Raw genomic sequence first — 14,427 nt, forward strand, 5'->3', positions numbered from 1 at the left:
CTTTTCGCCTGAAACCTGGCCGTTATACGGTGTTTGCAGAGTCTTTGCTCTACGACCATTGTTTCGGTTGAGGAGGGCCGCAACTTGAGGCCTGGCGGGATTATTTATCGGATTTCAGACGCGAGGTCATTTGCACCCCGCAAAGCTATGGGGGAGCGAGCTTGTGGGAGCGGGCTTGCTCGCGAAAGCGATGTATCAGTCCACTAATGCTTGTCTGTCAGACCGTTTTCGCGAGCAAGCCCGCTCCCACAGTCCAGACCAAAAAAAAAGGCGCCTTCCCTCGCGGAAAAAGCGCCGTTTTCATTGGCATCACAACTTACGCAGTAAAGGTCTTGCCTTCGAACTGCTCAGCCACGAACTTCCAGTTGACCAGGTTCCAGAACGCTTCGACGTACTTCGGACGAACGTTGCGGTAGTCGATGTAGTAGGCGTGTTCCCAGACGTCGCAGGTCAGCAGCGGAGTGTCGCCGCTGGTCAGCGGGTTGCCGGCGCCGATGGTGCTGGCCAGGGCCAGGGAGCCGTCGGCCTTTTTAACCAGCCAGCCCCAGCCGGAACCGAAGGTGCCGATGGAAGTCTTGCTGAATTCTTCCTTGAACTTGTCGAACGAACCGAAGGCTGCGTTGATGGCTTCAGCCAGGGCGCCGGTTGGTTGACCGCCGGCATTTGGCGCCAGGCAGTTCCAGTAGAAAGTGTGGTTCCAGACCTGAGCGGCGTTGTTGAAGATACCGCCCGAGGAAGTCTTGACGATTTCTTCCAGGGTCTTGCCTTCGAACTCGGTGCCAGGCACCAGGTTGTTCAGGTTCACGACATAGGTGTTGTGGTGCTTGTCGTGGTGGTACTCCAGAGTTTCTTTGGAGATGTGCGGCTGCAGTGCATCGTGAGGATAGGGCAGCGGCGGCAATTCGAAAGCCATGGTGATTCTCCTAATCAGGTCAGTTGCGGTGAGCGCAAGGCCGATCACGGGCGGCCAGACTAGCGCCGGGGAGTTTGTACTCTTTGCGGCGCAGGAGTCGGATCATAGCACCGGGGGTGCGGCATAACCACGCAACAACTGTGTGGAATAGAGGTTCCAGAGCGGTTTGGAATATCAGCCCGAGACGATCAGTTGCAGCGCCACGGTGAACATCATCAGCGCCACCAGCAGGTCCAGGATCCGCCAGGTACTGGGTCGGGCCAGCCAGGGAGCCAGCCATGCGGCGCCGATGGCCAGGGTCGAAAACCACAGCAGCGAGGCACTGGCCGCCCCCATGACGTAGGCGCCGGGCATGCTCTGCTGGGCGCCGAGGGAGCCGATCAGCAACACGGTGTCGAGATAGACGTGGGGGTTGAGCAGCGTGACCGCGAGTGCGCTCAGCAGGACTGTTCCCAGTGAGCGCGCGGCCTGTTTTTCATCGCGCTGCAGGCTCTGTTTCGAGCAGGCGCGGCGCAGCGCCTGGGTACCGTACCAGAGCAGAAACGCGGCGCCGCCCCAGCGTGCGATTGAAAGCAGCAACGGGCTTTTCGCCAATAGCGTCGCCAGGCCGAAAACTCCGGCGGTGACCAGCAACGCATCGCAGATGATGCACAAGGCAGCCACCGGCAAATGGTGCTCGCGGCGCAAGCTCTGGGCGAGCACGAAGGCGTTCTGCGTGCCAATGGCCATGATCAATCCGAGGGCGACCAGCAGCCCGTTCACATAACTTTGCCACATGACATCAATTCTCCAGCTGGATTTGCAATGCTGGCCATTCTCCGGTCCGGCGCGGTATAAGAAAAACCAATCTTGCTGATTGCTCATTAGGAATTCTGATGTTCGATTACAAACTGCTGTCTGCCCTGGCGGCCATTGTCGAGCAGGCCGGATTCGAGCGTGCCGCCCAGGTGTTGGGACTGTCGCAGTCGGCCATCTCCCAGCGGATCAAGCTTCTGGAAGCGCGTGTCGGCCAGCCCGTGCTGGTGCGTGTCACACCGCCGGTGCCCACCGAAATCGGCCGACGCCTGCTCAACCATGTGCAACAGGTTCGTTTGCTTGAACGCGACCTGCAAAGCCTGGTACCGGCGCTGGATGAGGCCGGGTTGCCGGAGCGCCTGCGAATTGCCCTGAACGCCGACAGCCTGGCTACGTGGTGGGCCGGTGCGGTGGGGGCGTTCTGTGCCGAGCGGCAGCTCTTGTTGGACCTGGTGGTGGAAGACCAGAACGTCGGCCTCAAGCGCATGCGCGCCGGGGAAGTGGCGGCCTGCGTCTGCGCCAGCGAACGGCCGGTGGCCGGTGCCCGCAGCGTATTGCTGGGGGCGATGCGCTACCGGGCGCTTGCCAGCCCTGCGTTCGTCGCCCGGCACTTCCCCGGCGGGGTGCGCGCCGATCAGTTGGCTCGCACACCGGCCCTGGTATTCGGCCCGGATGATTTCCTGCAACACCGTTACCTGGCTTCCCTCGGTATCGAGGGCGGTTTCGAGCACCATTTGTGCCCGTCGTCCGAAGGTTTCATCCGTCTCGCTGAAGCGGGGCTTGGTTGGGGACTGGTGCCGGAACTGCAGGTGCGCGAGCAACTGGCGCGGGGCGTGCTGGTGGAGTTGTTGCCTGACAAGCCGATTGATGTGCCGCTGTACTGGCATCATTGGCGCAATGGCGGACACTTGCTCGGTCTGTTGACCGAGCAACTGATTCAGGCGTCCCGGCAGTGGCTGGTGCCGTTGGCCTGACTCACAGCGTCAGGATTAGACGAAGTATGCAAAACCCTAGCAATCGGAGCACTACATGAAGATTCTGGTCACCGGCGCAAGCGGCTTCATCGGCGGACGCTTCGCGCGTTTCGCCCTTGAGCAGGGCCTGGATGTACGGGTCAATGGCCGCCGGGCCGAAAGCGTCGAGCATCTGGTGCGGCGTGGCGCCGAGTTCATCCAGGGCGACCTCAGCGAGCCGATGCTGGCCCTCGATCTGTGTCGCGATATCGATGCCGTGGTGCATTGCGCCGGCTCGGTGGGGCTGTGGGGGCGCTATCAGGACTTTCACCAGGGCAACGTCCAGCTCACCGAAAACATCGTCGAGGCGTGCCTCAAGCAAAAGGTCCGGCGATTGGTGCACCTCTCCTCACCGTCGATCTATTTTGATGGCCGTGACCACTTGGGACTGACCGAAGAGCAGGTGCCCAAACGTTTCAAGCATCCCTACGCCGCCACCAAGTACCTGGCCGAACAGAAGGTCTTCGGCGCCCAGGAGTTCGGCCTGGAAGTGTTGGCGCTGCGGCCGCGCTTCGTCACTGGTGCCGGTGACATGAGCATTTTTCCGCGCTTGCTCAAGATGCAGCGCAAGGGACGACTGGCGATTGTCGGCAACGGCTTGAACAAGGTCGATTTCACCAGCATGCAGAACCTCAACGAAGCACTGCTCAGCAGCCTGCTGGCCACCGGTTCGGCCCTGGGCAAGGCTTACAACATCAGTAACGGGGCGCCCGTTCCGTTGTGGGACGTAGTCAATTATGTGATGCGGCAGATGGAAGTCCCACAAGTCAGGCGTTACCGCTCCTACGGGCTGGCCTACAGCGTTGCGGCCATGAACGAAGGGTTCTGCGCATTATGGCCGGGGCGCCCGGAGCCGACGTTGTCGCGCCTTGGCATGCAGGTGATGAACAGGAATTTCACCCTGGACATCGGTCGGGCCCGGCATTATCTCGATTACGATCCGCAAGTCAGCCTGTGGGCTGCGCTCGATGAATTTTGCGCCTGGTGGCGCGTCCAATATGCCCGCTGATCGCCCCGTCATGAACCGAGTGCCAGGTTCGGGGTCAATGGCTGCGGTGGGCGAGGGGGTTATACTCGCCGCATCGAGTCACTACCGATTTCCCAAAGGTTGAACCCATGCCCACGCGTAACGATGCCAACGACGACTTCGACGATGTACCGAGCCTGCGGATGCGGGCGGACATTCCCGATGACGATGACTTCCTGACCAACCGCCAGCCCCACGTGCAAGCGCGTCCGGCACCTGTTGCGGCGGCCAGGGTCAAGGCACCAAGCACCGGGCCTTTGTGGGCATTGGTCGGTGCATTGTTGTGCGCCTTGGCGTTTCTCGCGTGGTGGAGTTTCCAGCAGATTTCCCTGATGGAGCAGCAGCTGGTGGCCACCCAGGAGAGCTTCGCCCGGATCAGTGAGGATGCCGCGGGCCGCCTGCAGGACATCTCCGGCAAAGTGGTTGCCGGGCAGTCCAACGTGATGAGCGACAGTGAAGCCTTGAAATTGCAGATCAAGCAGTTGGACAGCAAGCTGCAGGAGCAGGGCCGGCAATTCGACGGCAAGTTGATGGAGCAGTACAAGCAGCTGCAAGGCGCGTTCGGCCCGTCCGCCGACCTGGACAAGCAACTGGCCCAGATGATCGCCCAGGATTCCGAGCAGCAGAACGCCTACACCCAGTTGCAAGCGGCCAACACCCAGCTCCAGGCCCAGGTCAAGGCGTTGGCGGCCGAGGTTGCAACCTTGAAGAACCAAGGCGAGGGCGGCGCGCTGGATGCCCAGCTCAAGAGCATCGGTGCCGACATCACGGCCTTGAAAAGAGCCAACTCGAACTCGGCCATCGAGCGCCTGGAGCAGGACATGATCGTGCTCAAGAGTCAGCAGGAGAACCGCTCGGGCGGCAATAACGCCGAGTTCGATGCCTTCCGCGGCCAGGTCACGCGCAACATCAATACCCTGCAATCGCAGATCCAGTACCTGCAACAGCAACTGAGCAATCGGGCCCAGTAACGGGCCCTGTGGGAGCGAGCCTGCTCGCTCCCACAGGTATTGCAGTTCGCCTGCAACCATCTCCTGAATACTCCAACATCACCCCACCCCGTCTACGCTCTTGGAACACCAACAAGAACGAGGGGCGTGCCCATGGGGTTTATTCGAAGGCTGGCCTGGCTGGCCGCAATGCTGGCGCTGGGGCTGAACCACGCACAGGCCGCTACGCCGGATGACGGCCAGGCGGCTCGGGCGCTGTTGGAAAGGGCCCTGGCCTACTATCACGATTACGGCGACTATGCGTTCGCCGCCTTCAGCCGCCAAGGCGAATTCGTCGACAAGGACCGCTACGTGTTTGTGGTCGACACCCAAGGGGTAATGCTCGCCAGCGGCGGCCCATCGTCGGCGCTGATCGGGCGAGACGTGTCCGAGGTGTTGGGGCCGGATCTGCGCAAGGCGTTCAAGGATGCGTTGAAGACCCCGGAAGCCAGCGGCATCCAGCAGGCCGAGTATCGCTGGCAGAACTGGGCGGACGGCAAGGTCGAGCGCAAGCGTGTGTATTTCCAGCGGGTCGGCGAGCATATCCTCGCGGTTGGCTATTACTTGCCAAGGGCCTCTGCCGAACAGGCCAGGGCGCTACTGAACAAGGCTTCGGCGGACCTGCTGAAGAGTGAGAAAGCCACGCTGACGGCGATCAATTCCCTCAAGGGCGGTTACCTTCAGGATGACCTGTACGTCTTTGTCGTTGATCTCGATACCCGCCGTTATGTCGGTCATGGCACCAATCTGCGTTTGATCAATACCGATTTTGCGAAGGTCAAGGATCCGGCTGGCAAACCGGTGGGTGAGCCGATCCTGGCAATGATGGGCAAGCAGGATGCGGGGGAATATGAGTATCGCTGGAAGAATCCGGTCACGGGGAAGGTCGAGAACAAACATGCCTATTTGAAGAAGGCTGGGCATTTGTTGGTGGCTGTGGGGTATTACAGTCCTTGATTTCTGGGGTTCTGGGCTACTGGGTTTTGGGTGTATATCCGTTGCTGTGGTAATGGCGGCTTAGGGTTCCGCTTTTACAGCGGCTCACTTTTAAGAGGCGCAAAAGTAAGCAAAACGCCTTTGCCCCACCACTCGGCTCCTCGCCAAGGCTCGGTGTGCCCTCACTCCGGCATTGCTCCGAGGGCCCGCCGCGAAGGGCCATCCTTGGCCCAGCGCGGCTATCCCGGCATCCATGCCGGGATGCCCACTCCACAATGCCTGCGTTCGGCCAGCGTGGTTAACGGGGCGCCGAAATCAACGTCCGCCACGAGGCGGCCTTAGAGCCGACCTGACTCTGATGGAACCGCATTTCCCCTGTGGGAGCGAGCCTGCTCGCGAAGAGCCATCACACCCAACATCTTGAGTGACTGACACTCCGCCTTCGCGTCCGCCGCGAGGCGGCCTGAAAGCCGACCTGACTCTGATGGAGCTGCATTCCCCTGTGGGAGCGAGCCTGCTCGCGAAGAGGCCGTCACACCCAACATCTTGATTGACTGACACTCCGCCTTCGCGAGCAGGCTCGCTCCCACATTGGATTTTCAAAAAAACCACAGAATTTATGTATGCCGAGCCCCCTGTGGGAGTGGGCTTGCCCGCGAAGAGGCCGTCACACCCAACATCCAATTGACTGACACTCCGCTTTCGCGAGCAGGCTCGCTCCCACAGAAGGAACGCGGACCCCAGCAAGAACCAGGTCGGCTCGAAGGCCGCCTCGCGGTGGGCGTTGATTTCGGCGCCCCGTTAACCACGCTGGCCGAACGCAGGCATTGCGCAGTGGGCACCTCGGCATGGATGCCGAGTAGCCGCGCTGGGCCAGGGACGGCCCTTCGCGGCGGCCCACGGAGCAATGCCGGAGTGAGGGCACACCGAGCCCAGGCGAGGTGCCGAGTGGTGGGGCAAAGGCGTTTTGCTTACTTTTGACTGGGCCGGCTTCCGGGCCTCTTAAAAGTGAGCCGCCGTAAAAGCGGAACCCTAAGCCGCCGTTACCGCGGCAACGGATATACACACGATCAAGCAGTAGGAATCACCCCGCCACCAACACCCGAATCGCCTCCAGCCGCAACGCAGCCTTCTCCAGCATCGCCAACCCTTGCTCACGCTGCTGGCGCAAAGCCTCCAGTTCGCTGTCGCGCACGGTGGGGTTCACTGCTTGCAAAGCGGTCAAACGGGCCAGTTCCTCTTCGGTGTCGGCCGCCAGACGGCGTTGCGCCTCGGCCACGCGTTCGGCGTGACGCGGGGCGATCTTCTCTTCGCCGGCGTTGATCCGTGGCGAGAGCTGGTCGCGCTGGGCCTGGATGAACTTGTTGGCGCTGGCGCGGGGGACGCTTTCGAGCTGGTCGTTAAGGGTTTCGAACGACACCCGGCCCGCCAGGTCGTTGCCGTTGGCATCCAGCAGGCAGCGCAGGGCGGCCGGTGGCAGGTAGCGGCCCAATTGCAGCGAGCGCGGGGCGACCACTTCGCTGACATAGAGCAGTTCCAGCAACACGGTGCCAGGCTTGAGCGCCTTGTTCTTGATCAGCGCCACGGCGGTGTTGCCCATGGAGCCGGACAGCACCAGGTCCATGCCGCCTTGCACCATCGGGTGCTCCCAGGTGATGAATTGCATGTCTTCACGAGACAGCGCCTGGTTGCGGTCATAGGTGATGGTCACGCCTTCGTCGTCGCCCAGGGGGAAACTGGCGTCGAGCATTTTTTCGCTCGGCTTGAGGATCAGTGCGTTATCGGAATGGTCCTCGCTGTCGATACCGAAGGCGTCGAACAGGGTTTCCATATAGATCGGCAGGGCGAACTGGTCGTCCTGTTCAAGGATGGCCTCCACCAAAGCGTCGCCTTCGCCCGCACCGCCGGAATTGAGCTCCAGCAGACGGTCGCGACCGGTGTGCAGCTCGGCCTCCAGGCGTTCGCGTTCGGCGCGCGCCTCGTCGATCAATGCCTGCCACTCGCCGTCGTCGGCTTCTTCAAGCAACGGCAGCAGGCGCGGGCCGAACTGATGTTGCAAGGCGTTGCCGGTCGGGCAGGTATTGAGGAAAGCATTCAGCGCCTCGTGATACCACTGGAACAGCCGCGCCTGCGGGCTGGTTTCCAGGTACGGCACATGCAGCTCGATAGTGTGTTTCTGGCCGATCCGGTCCAGACGGCCGATCCGCTGTTCCAAAAGGTCCGGGTGCGCCGGCAGGTCGAACAGCACCAGGTGATGGGCGAATTGGAAGTTGCGACCCTCACTGCCGATTTCCGAGCAGATCAGCACCTGGGCACCGAACTCTTCGTCGGCGAAGTAGGCCGCCGCGCGGTCGCGCTCAAGGATGTTCATGCCTTCATGGAACACCGTGGCCGGAATGCCGGAGCGCACGCGCAGGGCGTCTTCCAGGTCCATCGCGGTTTCGGCGTGGGCGCAGATCACCAGGACCTTGGTGCGCTTGAGCATCTTCAACTGATCGATCAGCCACTCGACGCGCGGGTCGAATTTCCACCAGCGTTCTTCTTCGCTGGCTTCAGGCTGAGCCTGGAAGCTGACTTCAGGATACAGCTCGGCGTGTTCGCCCAGCGGCAGTTCCAGGTATTCGTCAGGGCACGGCAGAGGATAGGCGTGCAGCTTGCGCTCGGGGAAACCCTGGACGGCAGCGCGGGTGTTACGGAACAGCACGCGGCCGGTGCCGTGGCGGTCCAGCAGTTCGCGAACCAGGCGGGCGCTGGCTTCGATATCGCCATCGTTGACGGCGGTCAGCAGCGCTTCGCCTTCATTGCCCAGGAAACCATGGATGGTCTGGTGGGCCTCGGGCGACAAGCGTCCCTTGTCCAGCAGCTCCTGGACGGCTTCGGCCACCGGGCGATAGTTCTCGCTTTCGGCACGGAAAGCCTGCAGATCGTGGAAGCGGTTCGGGTCCAGCAGGCGCAGGCGAGCGAAGTGGCTGTCCTGGCCCAGTTGTTCCGGGGTGGCGGTCAGCAGCAGCACGCCAGGGATGGTCTCGGCCAATTGTTCGACGAGCGCGTATTGCGGGCTGACCTGGTCTTCGTGCCACACCAGGTGGTGCGCTTCGTCGACCACCATCAGGTCCCAGCCGGCGGCGAACAGCGCGTCCTGGGCCTTTTCGTCCTCTACCAGCCATTCCAGCGCGACCAGCGCCAGTTGGGTGTCCTCGAACGGGTTGCTGGCATCACTTTCGATAAAGCGTTCTTCGTCGAACAGCGCGACCTGCAGGTTGAAGCGCCGGCGCATCTCCACCAGCCACTGGTGCTGCAAGTTTTCCGGGACCAGGATCAGGATGCGACTGGCGCGGCCGGAAAGCAGTTGCCGATGGATGATCAAGCCGGCTTCGATGGTCTTGCCCAGGCCCACTTCGTCCGCCAGCAATACCCGTGGCGCAATGCGGTCGGCGACTTCACGGGCAATATGCAACTGGTGAGCGATCGGTTGGGCACGCACGCCACCCAGGCCCCAGAGCGGCGACTGCAATTGGCGGCTGGTGTGTTCCAGCGTGTGGTAGCGCAGGGAGAACCAGGCCAGCGGATCGATCTGCCCGGCGAACAGGCGATCGCTGGCCAGGCGGAACTGGATGAAGTTCGACAGTTGGGTTTCTGGCAGCGTGACGACTTCGTTCTGCCCGTTGAGGCCGTGGTAGACCAGCAGCCCGTCGACGTCATCGACTTCGCGCACGGTCATTTTCCAGCCTTCGAAGTGAGTGATCACGTCGCCCGGCGAAAACCGCACGCGGGTGAGGGGCGCATTCCGTAGCGCGTACTGGCGAGTGTCGCCAGTGGCCGGGTAGAGCACGGTCAACAAGCGGCCGTCCTGTGCCAGAACGGTGCCCAAACCCAGCTCGGCTTCGCTGTCACTGATCCAGCGTTGCCCCGGTTGATACTGCTGCGCCATGCTGCCTGACTCCCGCCGTGAAAAAGCCGGCTATCTTAACGGAATGACGCGTCAGACCAAAGGATTTACGCACGTAACCAGCGCTCGTGACGGCTTGCCCATCAACCGGCCCAACGGAACTTAAGCGTGTTCTGCGATCAAACAAGCTTGTGTCCTCGCCCCGCGTAATGCCAACCAGCTCACAAGTTTCAGACCAGCGGTTCAAGCTGTCCTCGCCGCCGCCGACAACCTGAAGACAGGAGACCTTTATGTTGCCACCCATGCTCCCCTTGAGCGCCGTACCCATCACCGCTCAGCAGGATCCGATCCGCCCGCGACCGGATATTCCTCCCGTGGTCCCGGTACAACAAAGCTCCAACGAAAGCACCATCGACCTGCAAAAGGGTGACCCGGAGGAGGCCGCTCTGTTGCTGCGCGAAGAGCAGCGTCGCCAGCAGGAGCGCAACCGGCGCCGCCGCGAAGCCGACGAGGATCCCGAAGAACATCTGGCTGTTCCGGGCACGGAACTGAACGCCGACAACACCGTGCCGGTCGTTCCGCTCGTCGAGGGCGAAGAGCGCCAGGGCCTATGGGTGGATATCCAGATCTGAGGTCTCGTCGACGTCGCTGGCTGGTCAACGCAACCGGTAACCCGCATCATGGGCGCATCTGCCACTCACCGTACGATGTCGACACAGCATGAGCCAAGAAGACAAACTGATTGATCTCGGTGCAGAGCGCGCAAAGCGCGTTCACGACCTCAACGAAAAACGCCTCAATGAAGTCCGCCAGGCCTTCGAGCAGGCCATGCCCTTGGGCAAGCCGAAGAAAAAATCGAAAAACAAACCGAAAAAGCGCTGAACCCCCTCGATCCATTGACATGGATCAGTTATCGCCCTTCCTTTGCGCTCCGTCGCGAGCGTTATTGACCCCGGTCAATTTTCCTCCAGGCCTGATTGGTTAACTTGATCCCATCGCAACAGGGGCAAGACCAGGAGGCCAGTCATGTTTATCGATAATGTGGTGTTTGCCGGTGTGTTGACGGTCGGCCTCATGTTCGTGTTTTTCGCAGGGTTTGGATTATTCATCTGGAAAGACGCACACAAGCGCAAAAAACCGTAGGTCTTTCCGGCGACAACGAGCACGCAAGGCATTTGGGCGACTTCGGTCGCCCTTTTTTTTGCGCGAACTTTCAGGTCCATACAAAACCTTGTGGGAGCGAGCTTGCTCGCGATGGCGGTGCGTCAGGCACTGTAGCGGTGGCTGATCCGCCGCTATCGCGAGCAAGCTCGCTCCCACAGGGGAAAGGTATCGGGCATAAAAAAGGTGCGAACCGCAAGGAACGCACCTTTTTCACGAGCCGCTGAAACTCAGCTGCCGATGGCCTTCGACGCCAGCCAGAACAGTGCCGCCGACAGGCCCACCGTCGCTGGCAGGGTCAGCACCCAGGCCAGCAGGATGGTCTGGACCGTGCCGCCCTGCAGGCCGCTCTTGTTGGCCACCATCGTGCCCGCCACGCCGGAAGACAGCACATGGGTGGTGGAAACCGGCAGGCTGAAGATATTCGCTGCGCCGATCATGCAGGCCGTGGTGATCTGCGCCGACATGCCTTGGGCGTAGGTCATGCCTTGCTTGCCGATCTTCTCGCCGATGGTCAGTACCACGCGCTTCCAGCCGACCATGGTGCCCAGGCCGAGTGCCAGGGCGACCGCCAGGATTACCCAGAACGGGGCGTATTCGGTGGTCGCGGTCAGGTCCTTGCGCAGCTTGTTCAGGTCGTCTTTTTCACGGGCTGCCAGGCCAGGCAACTTGCCGACCTTTTTCGCCGTGTCGTCCAGGCAAAGCAGGTAGCGGCGCACTTCGATGCGGCTTTCCGACGGCAGCGAGTGGTAATCCGCCACGCCTTTGAGGGTGTCGAGCAGCGCATTGATGGTCGGTTCGGTCTGCTGCGGGTTGCAGCGGAACTTCTCCGGCAGGTCGCCTTCGACGCTCTTGCCCAAGGCCAGGAATTCACCCAGCGACTCGTTGTTGCGCTTGTAGAACTGGCTCAGGTGCAGCGTCGCGTCGCGGGTGCGCTCGATCTGGTAGGTAGTGCTGTTCAGGTCGAGTACGAACTGTGCGGGCACGATACCGATCAGCACCAGCATGATCAGGCCGATGCCTTTCTGGCCATCGTTGGAACCGTGGACGAAGCTGACGGCCATGGCGGAAATCACCAGTACCAGGCGATTCCAGAACGGCGGATGTTTCTTGTCGTCGATCTTGCGGCGCTGTTCCGGCGTCTTGTGCATCTTCGACAGCGGGCGCCACCATTTCAGGCTGAGCAACACCAGGGCCGCGATCAGGAAGCCGGCCATCGGCGAGAACACCAGGGAGGCGCCGATATCGATCGCTTTCTGCCAGTTCACCCCGTCGGCCAACGGGATATCGTTGATCAGCGCATTGGCCAGGCCCACGCCGAGGATCGAGCCGATCAGCGTATGGGAGCTGGACGCCGGGATACCGAAGTACCACGTGCCGAGGTTCCAGGTGATGGCCGCCGCGAGCAGCGAGAACACCATGGCCAAGCCGTGTCCGGTGTTCACATTGATCAGCAGCTCCACGGGCAACAGGTGAACGATGGCGTACGCCACCCCCACGCCACCCAGCAGTACGCCGAGGAAATTGAACACACCGGAAAAGAACACCGCCAAGTGAGGCGGCATGGCTTTGGTGTAGATAACAGTGGCAACCGCGTTAGCGGTGTCATGAAAGCCGTTGATGAACTCGAAGGCGAGGACAAAAGCCAGGGCGAGCAAGAGGCTCACGAGCACCCAAGCATCCAGTCCGCTGAATAAATCGATCATGAAGGTTTTCTGACCCGGTCATAAGGGGGCGCGATTATGCCAGAAAACCTCGCTAATCGATGCATCGCCTGCTCATCGGTAACATTCTTCAACGAAATAACCGGCAGGAAGCCGTGCAGGCCGGGGTTTTGAATGGGCTGCGCAACCCTTTGATTTCGGGATGAAAATGCCGGCTGGCAAGGTTCTGCGCAAGGCGCGAGGGGGCTGGGGCGGGCGCCTGAAAATCTGAAAAAAGAAAATCAGCGGTGAATGTCCGCCGACCGATGGTGCAGAGAATGATGGCCCGCTTTTGGCGGGCCCTCGCTTTCGGCGTCCGACCAAGGTGTGGCCGGACACGCTACGGAACTCAAGCCCGGAGAATCATTCTTCCTCGGCCTTGAGTTCTTTTTCCATCTTTTGCAGTTCCTGGCTGAACGCCTGGTCCTGAACAGTGGCGCGTTTGCGCCAGGGTTTGCGTTCCGGTTCAGGTTGCGCGGCGTAGGTGGTGATTTCTCCGCCGTAAACTTCCTTGTAACGTTGTTCCTGGCGCTCAAGTTCCGCGCGCAGTTCGTCTTTCGTCACATGATTACCTAATGAATTGAAATTGATCTGGTGATACGCACTGCATGTACGCGATGCAGACGGCCACGGCACCAGAGCTGATAGCTGACGTAGCATCAGGGTTTCGCATATTGCCGATACGGGAGACGCGGCCAGGCTGCTGACACAACAAAACCATTGTGCCCGCGGAAGGAGTCGATCCATTGGCCGATCCGCCACTGACGCGCATTATAGCGGTCCGCCGCAATAACACTAGCAAAGTTAAAGTACCGGGTTACCGGTGTGAATCAATATTGCATAAGTGTTGCTAGTTGTGCGGCACGTATCACAAGTGTCGATATCCTGACGTCATTTTCATATGACAAGTTCATTATTCTTTGTCGCTGTTCAAGTTCGTCGTCCAAGGTGCTTGCTGGAAAAACGCAAAAAACGGCAAGACTAGCAGGTGCGTGCTGATTGCGATTATCGACCGCCGGTTCGATAATCGCACGGTGTTGATGGGTCGACACTTGTCTGTCCGACGGGCAGCCGCTTGTAATAGCCGTCATTCCGGGAGAACCAGAGATGAACGACCAATTGCGCAACGCCTTCACTTCAGTAGCGCCGCCGATCGTCGCTTCGCCGGCCAAGCGGATCCAGGCCCTGACCGGTGACCCGGACTTCATGACCTCGCTGGCCCGTGGACTGGCGGTGGTCCAGGCATTCCAGGAGCGCAAGCGGCACCTGACCATCGCCCAGATCAGCCACCGCACCGAAATTCCCCGCGCGGCGGTGAGGCGCTGCCTGCACACGTTGATCAAGCTCGGCTACGCCACCACCGACGGACGGACTTATTCGCTGTTGCCCAAAGTGCTGACCCTGGGCCATGCCTATCTGTCATCGACACCGCTGGCGGTTTCTGCCCAACCGTACCTGGACCGCATGAGCGAACAGCTGCACGAGGCCTGCAACATGGCGACGCTGGAAGGCGATGACATCCTTTACATTGCCCGGTCGGCCACGACTCAAAGGCTGATTTCGGTGGACCTGTCCGTCGGTGGCCGCCTGCCAGCCTATTGCACGTCGATGGGCCGGATCCTGCTGGCGGCACTGGATGACGCGTCGCTGCGCGATTATCTCGAGCATGCCGACCTGCAGGCCAAGACCAGCCGCACCCTGCACACGCCCGAGGCGCTGCTCGAATGCCTGCAACAGGTCCGGCAGCAGGGTTGGTGCATTGTCGATCAGGAACTGGAACAGGGCCTGCGCTCGATTGCCGTGCCGGTATACGATGCTTCGGGCCAGGTGGTGGCGGCCCTGAACCTCAGCACCCATGCCGGACGGGTTAGCCGCAACGAGCTGGAGCAGCGCTTTTTGCCTGGCCTGCTCGGGGCCAGCCGGGACCTGAGCGCGCAACTGTTCACTTAAGCTGTTCGATAAACGCACACACTCCGCTTCGGTGAATTGACGGTATTTGCC

At 61.0% G+C, this 14,427-nt stretch carries 13 protein-coding genes; 8 read left to right on the forward strand and 5 right to left on the reverse strand.

Annotated features, from left to right (window positions below; genetic code table 11):
• Window positions 1-316 precede the first annotated feature (316 nt).
• Together M1E16_RS06140 and M1E16_RS06145 are read right to left on the reverse strand one after the other, a co-directional pair.
• Window positions 317-913 (reverse strand): superoxide dismutase, encoded by a 597-nt coding sequence (locus M1E16_RS06140; protein ID WP_127929573.1) that lies wholly within the window; start codon window positions 911-913, stop codon window positions 317-319.
• A gap of 174 nt (window positions 914-1,087) precedes the next feature.
• The gene (locus M1E16_RS06145; protein ID WP_458129431.1) at window positions 1,088-1,690 is read right to left on the reverse strand and encodes a LysE/ArgO family amino acid transporter; all 603 of its coding nucleotides are present in this window, start codon (window positions 1,688-1,690) and stop codon (window positions 1,088-1,090) included.
• A 92-nt stretch (window positions 1,691-1,782) separates the two neighbouring features.
• Here M1E16_RS06145 and M1E16_RS06150 point away from each other — a divergent pair, with 92 nt between their 5' ends.
• The 4 genes from M1E16_RS06150 (at window position 1,783) to M1E16_RS06165 (ending at window position 5,694) form a co-directional block, all read left to right on the forward strand.
• Window positions 1,783-2,682 (forward strand): LysR family transcriptional regulator ArgP, encoded by a 900-nt coding sequence (locus tag M1E16_RS06150; protein WP_458130286.1) that lies wholly within the window; start codon window positions 1,783-1,785, stop codon window positions 2,680-2,682.
• 55 nt (window positions 2,683-2,737) lie between these two features.
• Complete coding sequence (locus M1E16_RS06155) at window positions 2,738-3,730, forward strand: NAD-dependent epimerase/dehydratase family protein (RefSeq protein ID WP_434695630.1); 993 nt, start codon at window positions 2,738-2,740, stop codon at window positions 3,728-3,730.
• 107 nt (window positions 3,731-3,837) lie between these two features.
• On the forward strand, window positions 3,838-4,719 hold the full coding sequence (locus M1E16_RS06160) for an ATPase (RefSeq protein ID WP_434603004.1): 882 nt from the start codon (window positions 3,838-3,840) through the stop codon (window positions 4,717-4,719).
• A gap of 132 nt (window positions 4,720-4,851) precedes the next feature.
• A complete protein-coding gene (locus M1E16_RS06165; protein ID WP_458129432.1) occupies window positions 4,852-5,694 on the forward strand; it encodes a cache domain-containing protein in 843 nt (280 codons plus the stop codon).
• 1,063 nt (window positions 5,695-6,757) lie between these two features.
• Here M1E16_RS06165 and rapA read toward each other — a convergent pair.
• Window positions 6,758-9,604 (reverse strand): RNA polymerase-associated protein RapA, encoded by a 2,847-nt coding sequence (rapA, locus tag M1E16_RS06170; protein WP_434569550.1) that lies wholly within the window; start codon window positions 9,602-9,604, stop codon window positions 6,758-6,760.
• 248 nt (window positions 9,605-9,852) lie between these two features.
• Here rapA and M1E16_RS06175 point away from each other — a divergent pair, with 248 nt between their 5' ends.
• The 3 genes from M1E16_RS06175 (at window position 9,853) to ccoM (ending at window position 10,705) form a co-directional block, all read left to right on the forward strand.
• Complete coding sequence (locus M1E16_RS06175) at window positions 9,853-10,194, forward strand: aspartate-semialdehyde dehydrogenase (RefSeq protein ID WP_434569549.1); 342 nt, start codon at window positions 9,853-9,855, stop codon at window positions 10,192-10,194.
• Window positions 10,195-10,282: 88 nt separating this feature from the next.
• Window positions 10,283-10,444: a hypothetical protein gene (locus M1E16_RS06180; protein WP_434569548.1), complete on the forward strand. Its 162-nt coding sequence runs from the start codon at window positions 10,283-10,285 to the stop codon at window positions 10,442-10,444.
• Window positions 10,445-10,588: 144 nt separating this feature from the next.
• Window positions 10,589-10,705, forward strand: a complete 117-nt coding sequence (gene ccoM / locus M1E16_RS06185) for a cytochrome c oxidase subunit CcoM (RefSeq protein WP_030139315.1) — start codon at window positions 10,589-10,591, stop codon at window positions 10,703-10,705.
• Between the two features lie 248 nt (window positions 10,706-10,953).
• On the opposite strand, the gene M1E16_RS06190 is transcribed toward ccoM, so the two are convergent.
• Window positions 10,954-12,429, reverse strand: a complete 1,476-nt coding sequence (locus tag M1E16_RS06190) for an inorganic phosphate transporter (RefSeq protein WP_305496282.1) — start codon at window positions 12,427-12,429, stop codon at window positions 10,954-10,956.
• Between the two features lie 360 nt (window positions 12,430-12,789).
• The gene (locus tag M1E16_RS06195) at window positions 12,790-12,990 is read right to left on the reverse strand and encodes a hypothetical protein (protein WP_305496281.1); all 201 of its coding nucleotides are present in this window, start codon (window positions 12,988-12,990) and stop codon (window positions 12,790-12,792) included.
• Window positions 12,991-13,533: 543 nt separating this feature from the next.
• Between M1E16_RS06195 and pcaR the strand changes: the two genes are divergently transcribed.
• Complete coding sequence (gene pcaR / locus M1E16_RS06200) at window positions 13,534-14,376, forward strand: pca regulon transcriptional regulator PcaR (protein WP_458129433.1); 843 nt, start codon at window positions 13,534-13,536, stop codon at window positions 14,374-14,376.
• Window positions 14,377-14,427: the final 51 nt, after the last annotated feature.

Source organism: Pseudomonas sp. Z2-11, assembly GCF_054161305.1.

Coding starts and splice junctions, on each gene's coding strand:
- ccoM (WP_030139315.1), top strand. CDS start 10,589: ATGTTTATCGATAATGTGGTGTTTGCCGGTGTGTTGACGGTCGGCCTC.
- rapA (WP_434569550.1), bottom strand. CDS start 9,604: ATGGCGCAGCAGTATCAACCGGGGCAACGCTGGATCAGTGACAGCGAA.
- M1E16_RS06160 (WP_434603004.1), top strand. CDS start 3,838: ATGCCCACGCGTAACGATGCCAACGACGACTTCGACGATGTACCGAGC.
- M1E16_RS06180 (WP_434569548.1), top strand. CDS start 10,283: ATGAGCCAAGAAGACAAACTGATTGATCTCGGTGCAGAGCGCGCAAAG.
- pcaR (WP_458129433.1), top strand. CDS start 13,534: ATGAACGACCAATTGCGCAACGCCTTCACTTCAGTAGCGCCGCCGATC.
- M1E16_RS06145 (WP_458129431.1), bottom strand. CDS start 1,690: ATGTGGCAAAGTTATGTGAACGGGCTGCTGGTCGCCCTCGGATTGATC.
- M1E16_RS06155 (WP_434695630.1), top strand. CDS start 2,738: ATGAAGATTCTGGTCACCGGCGCAAGCGGCTTCATCGGCGGACGCTTC.
- M1E16_RS06190 (WP_305496282.1), bottom strand. CDS start 12,429: ATGATCGATTTATTCAGCGGACTGGATGCTTGGGTGCTCGTGAGCCTC.
- M1E16_RS06175 (WP_434569549.1), top strand. CDS start 9,853: ATGTTGCCACCCATGCTCCCCTTGAGCGCCGTACCCATCACCGCTCAG.
- M1E16_RS06140 (WP_127929573.1), bottom strand. CDS start 913: ATGGCTTTCGAATTGCCGCCGCTGCCCTATCCTCACGATGCACTGCAG.
- M1E16_RS06165 (WP_458129432.1), top strand. CDS start 4,852: ATGGGGTTTATTCGAAGGCTGGCCTGGCTGGCCGCAATGCTGGCGCTG.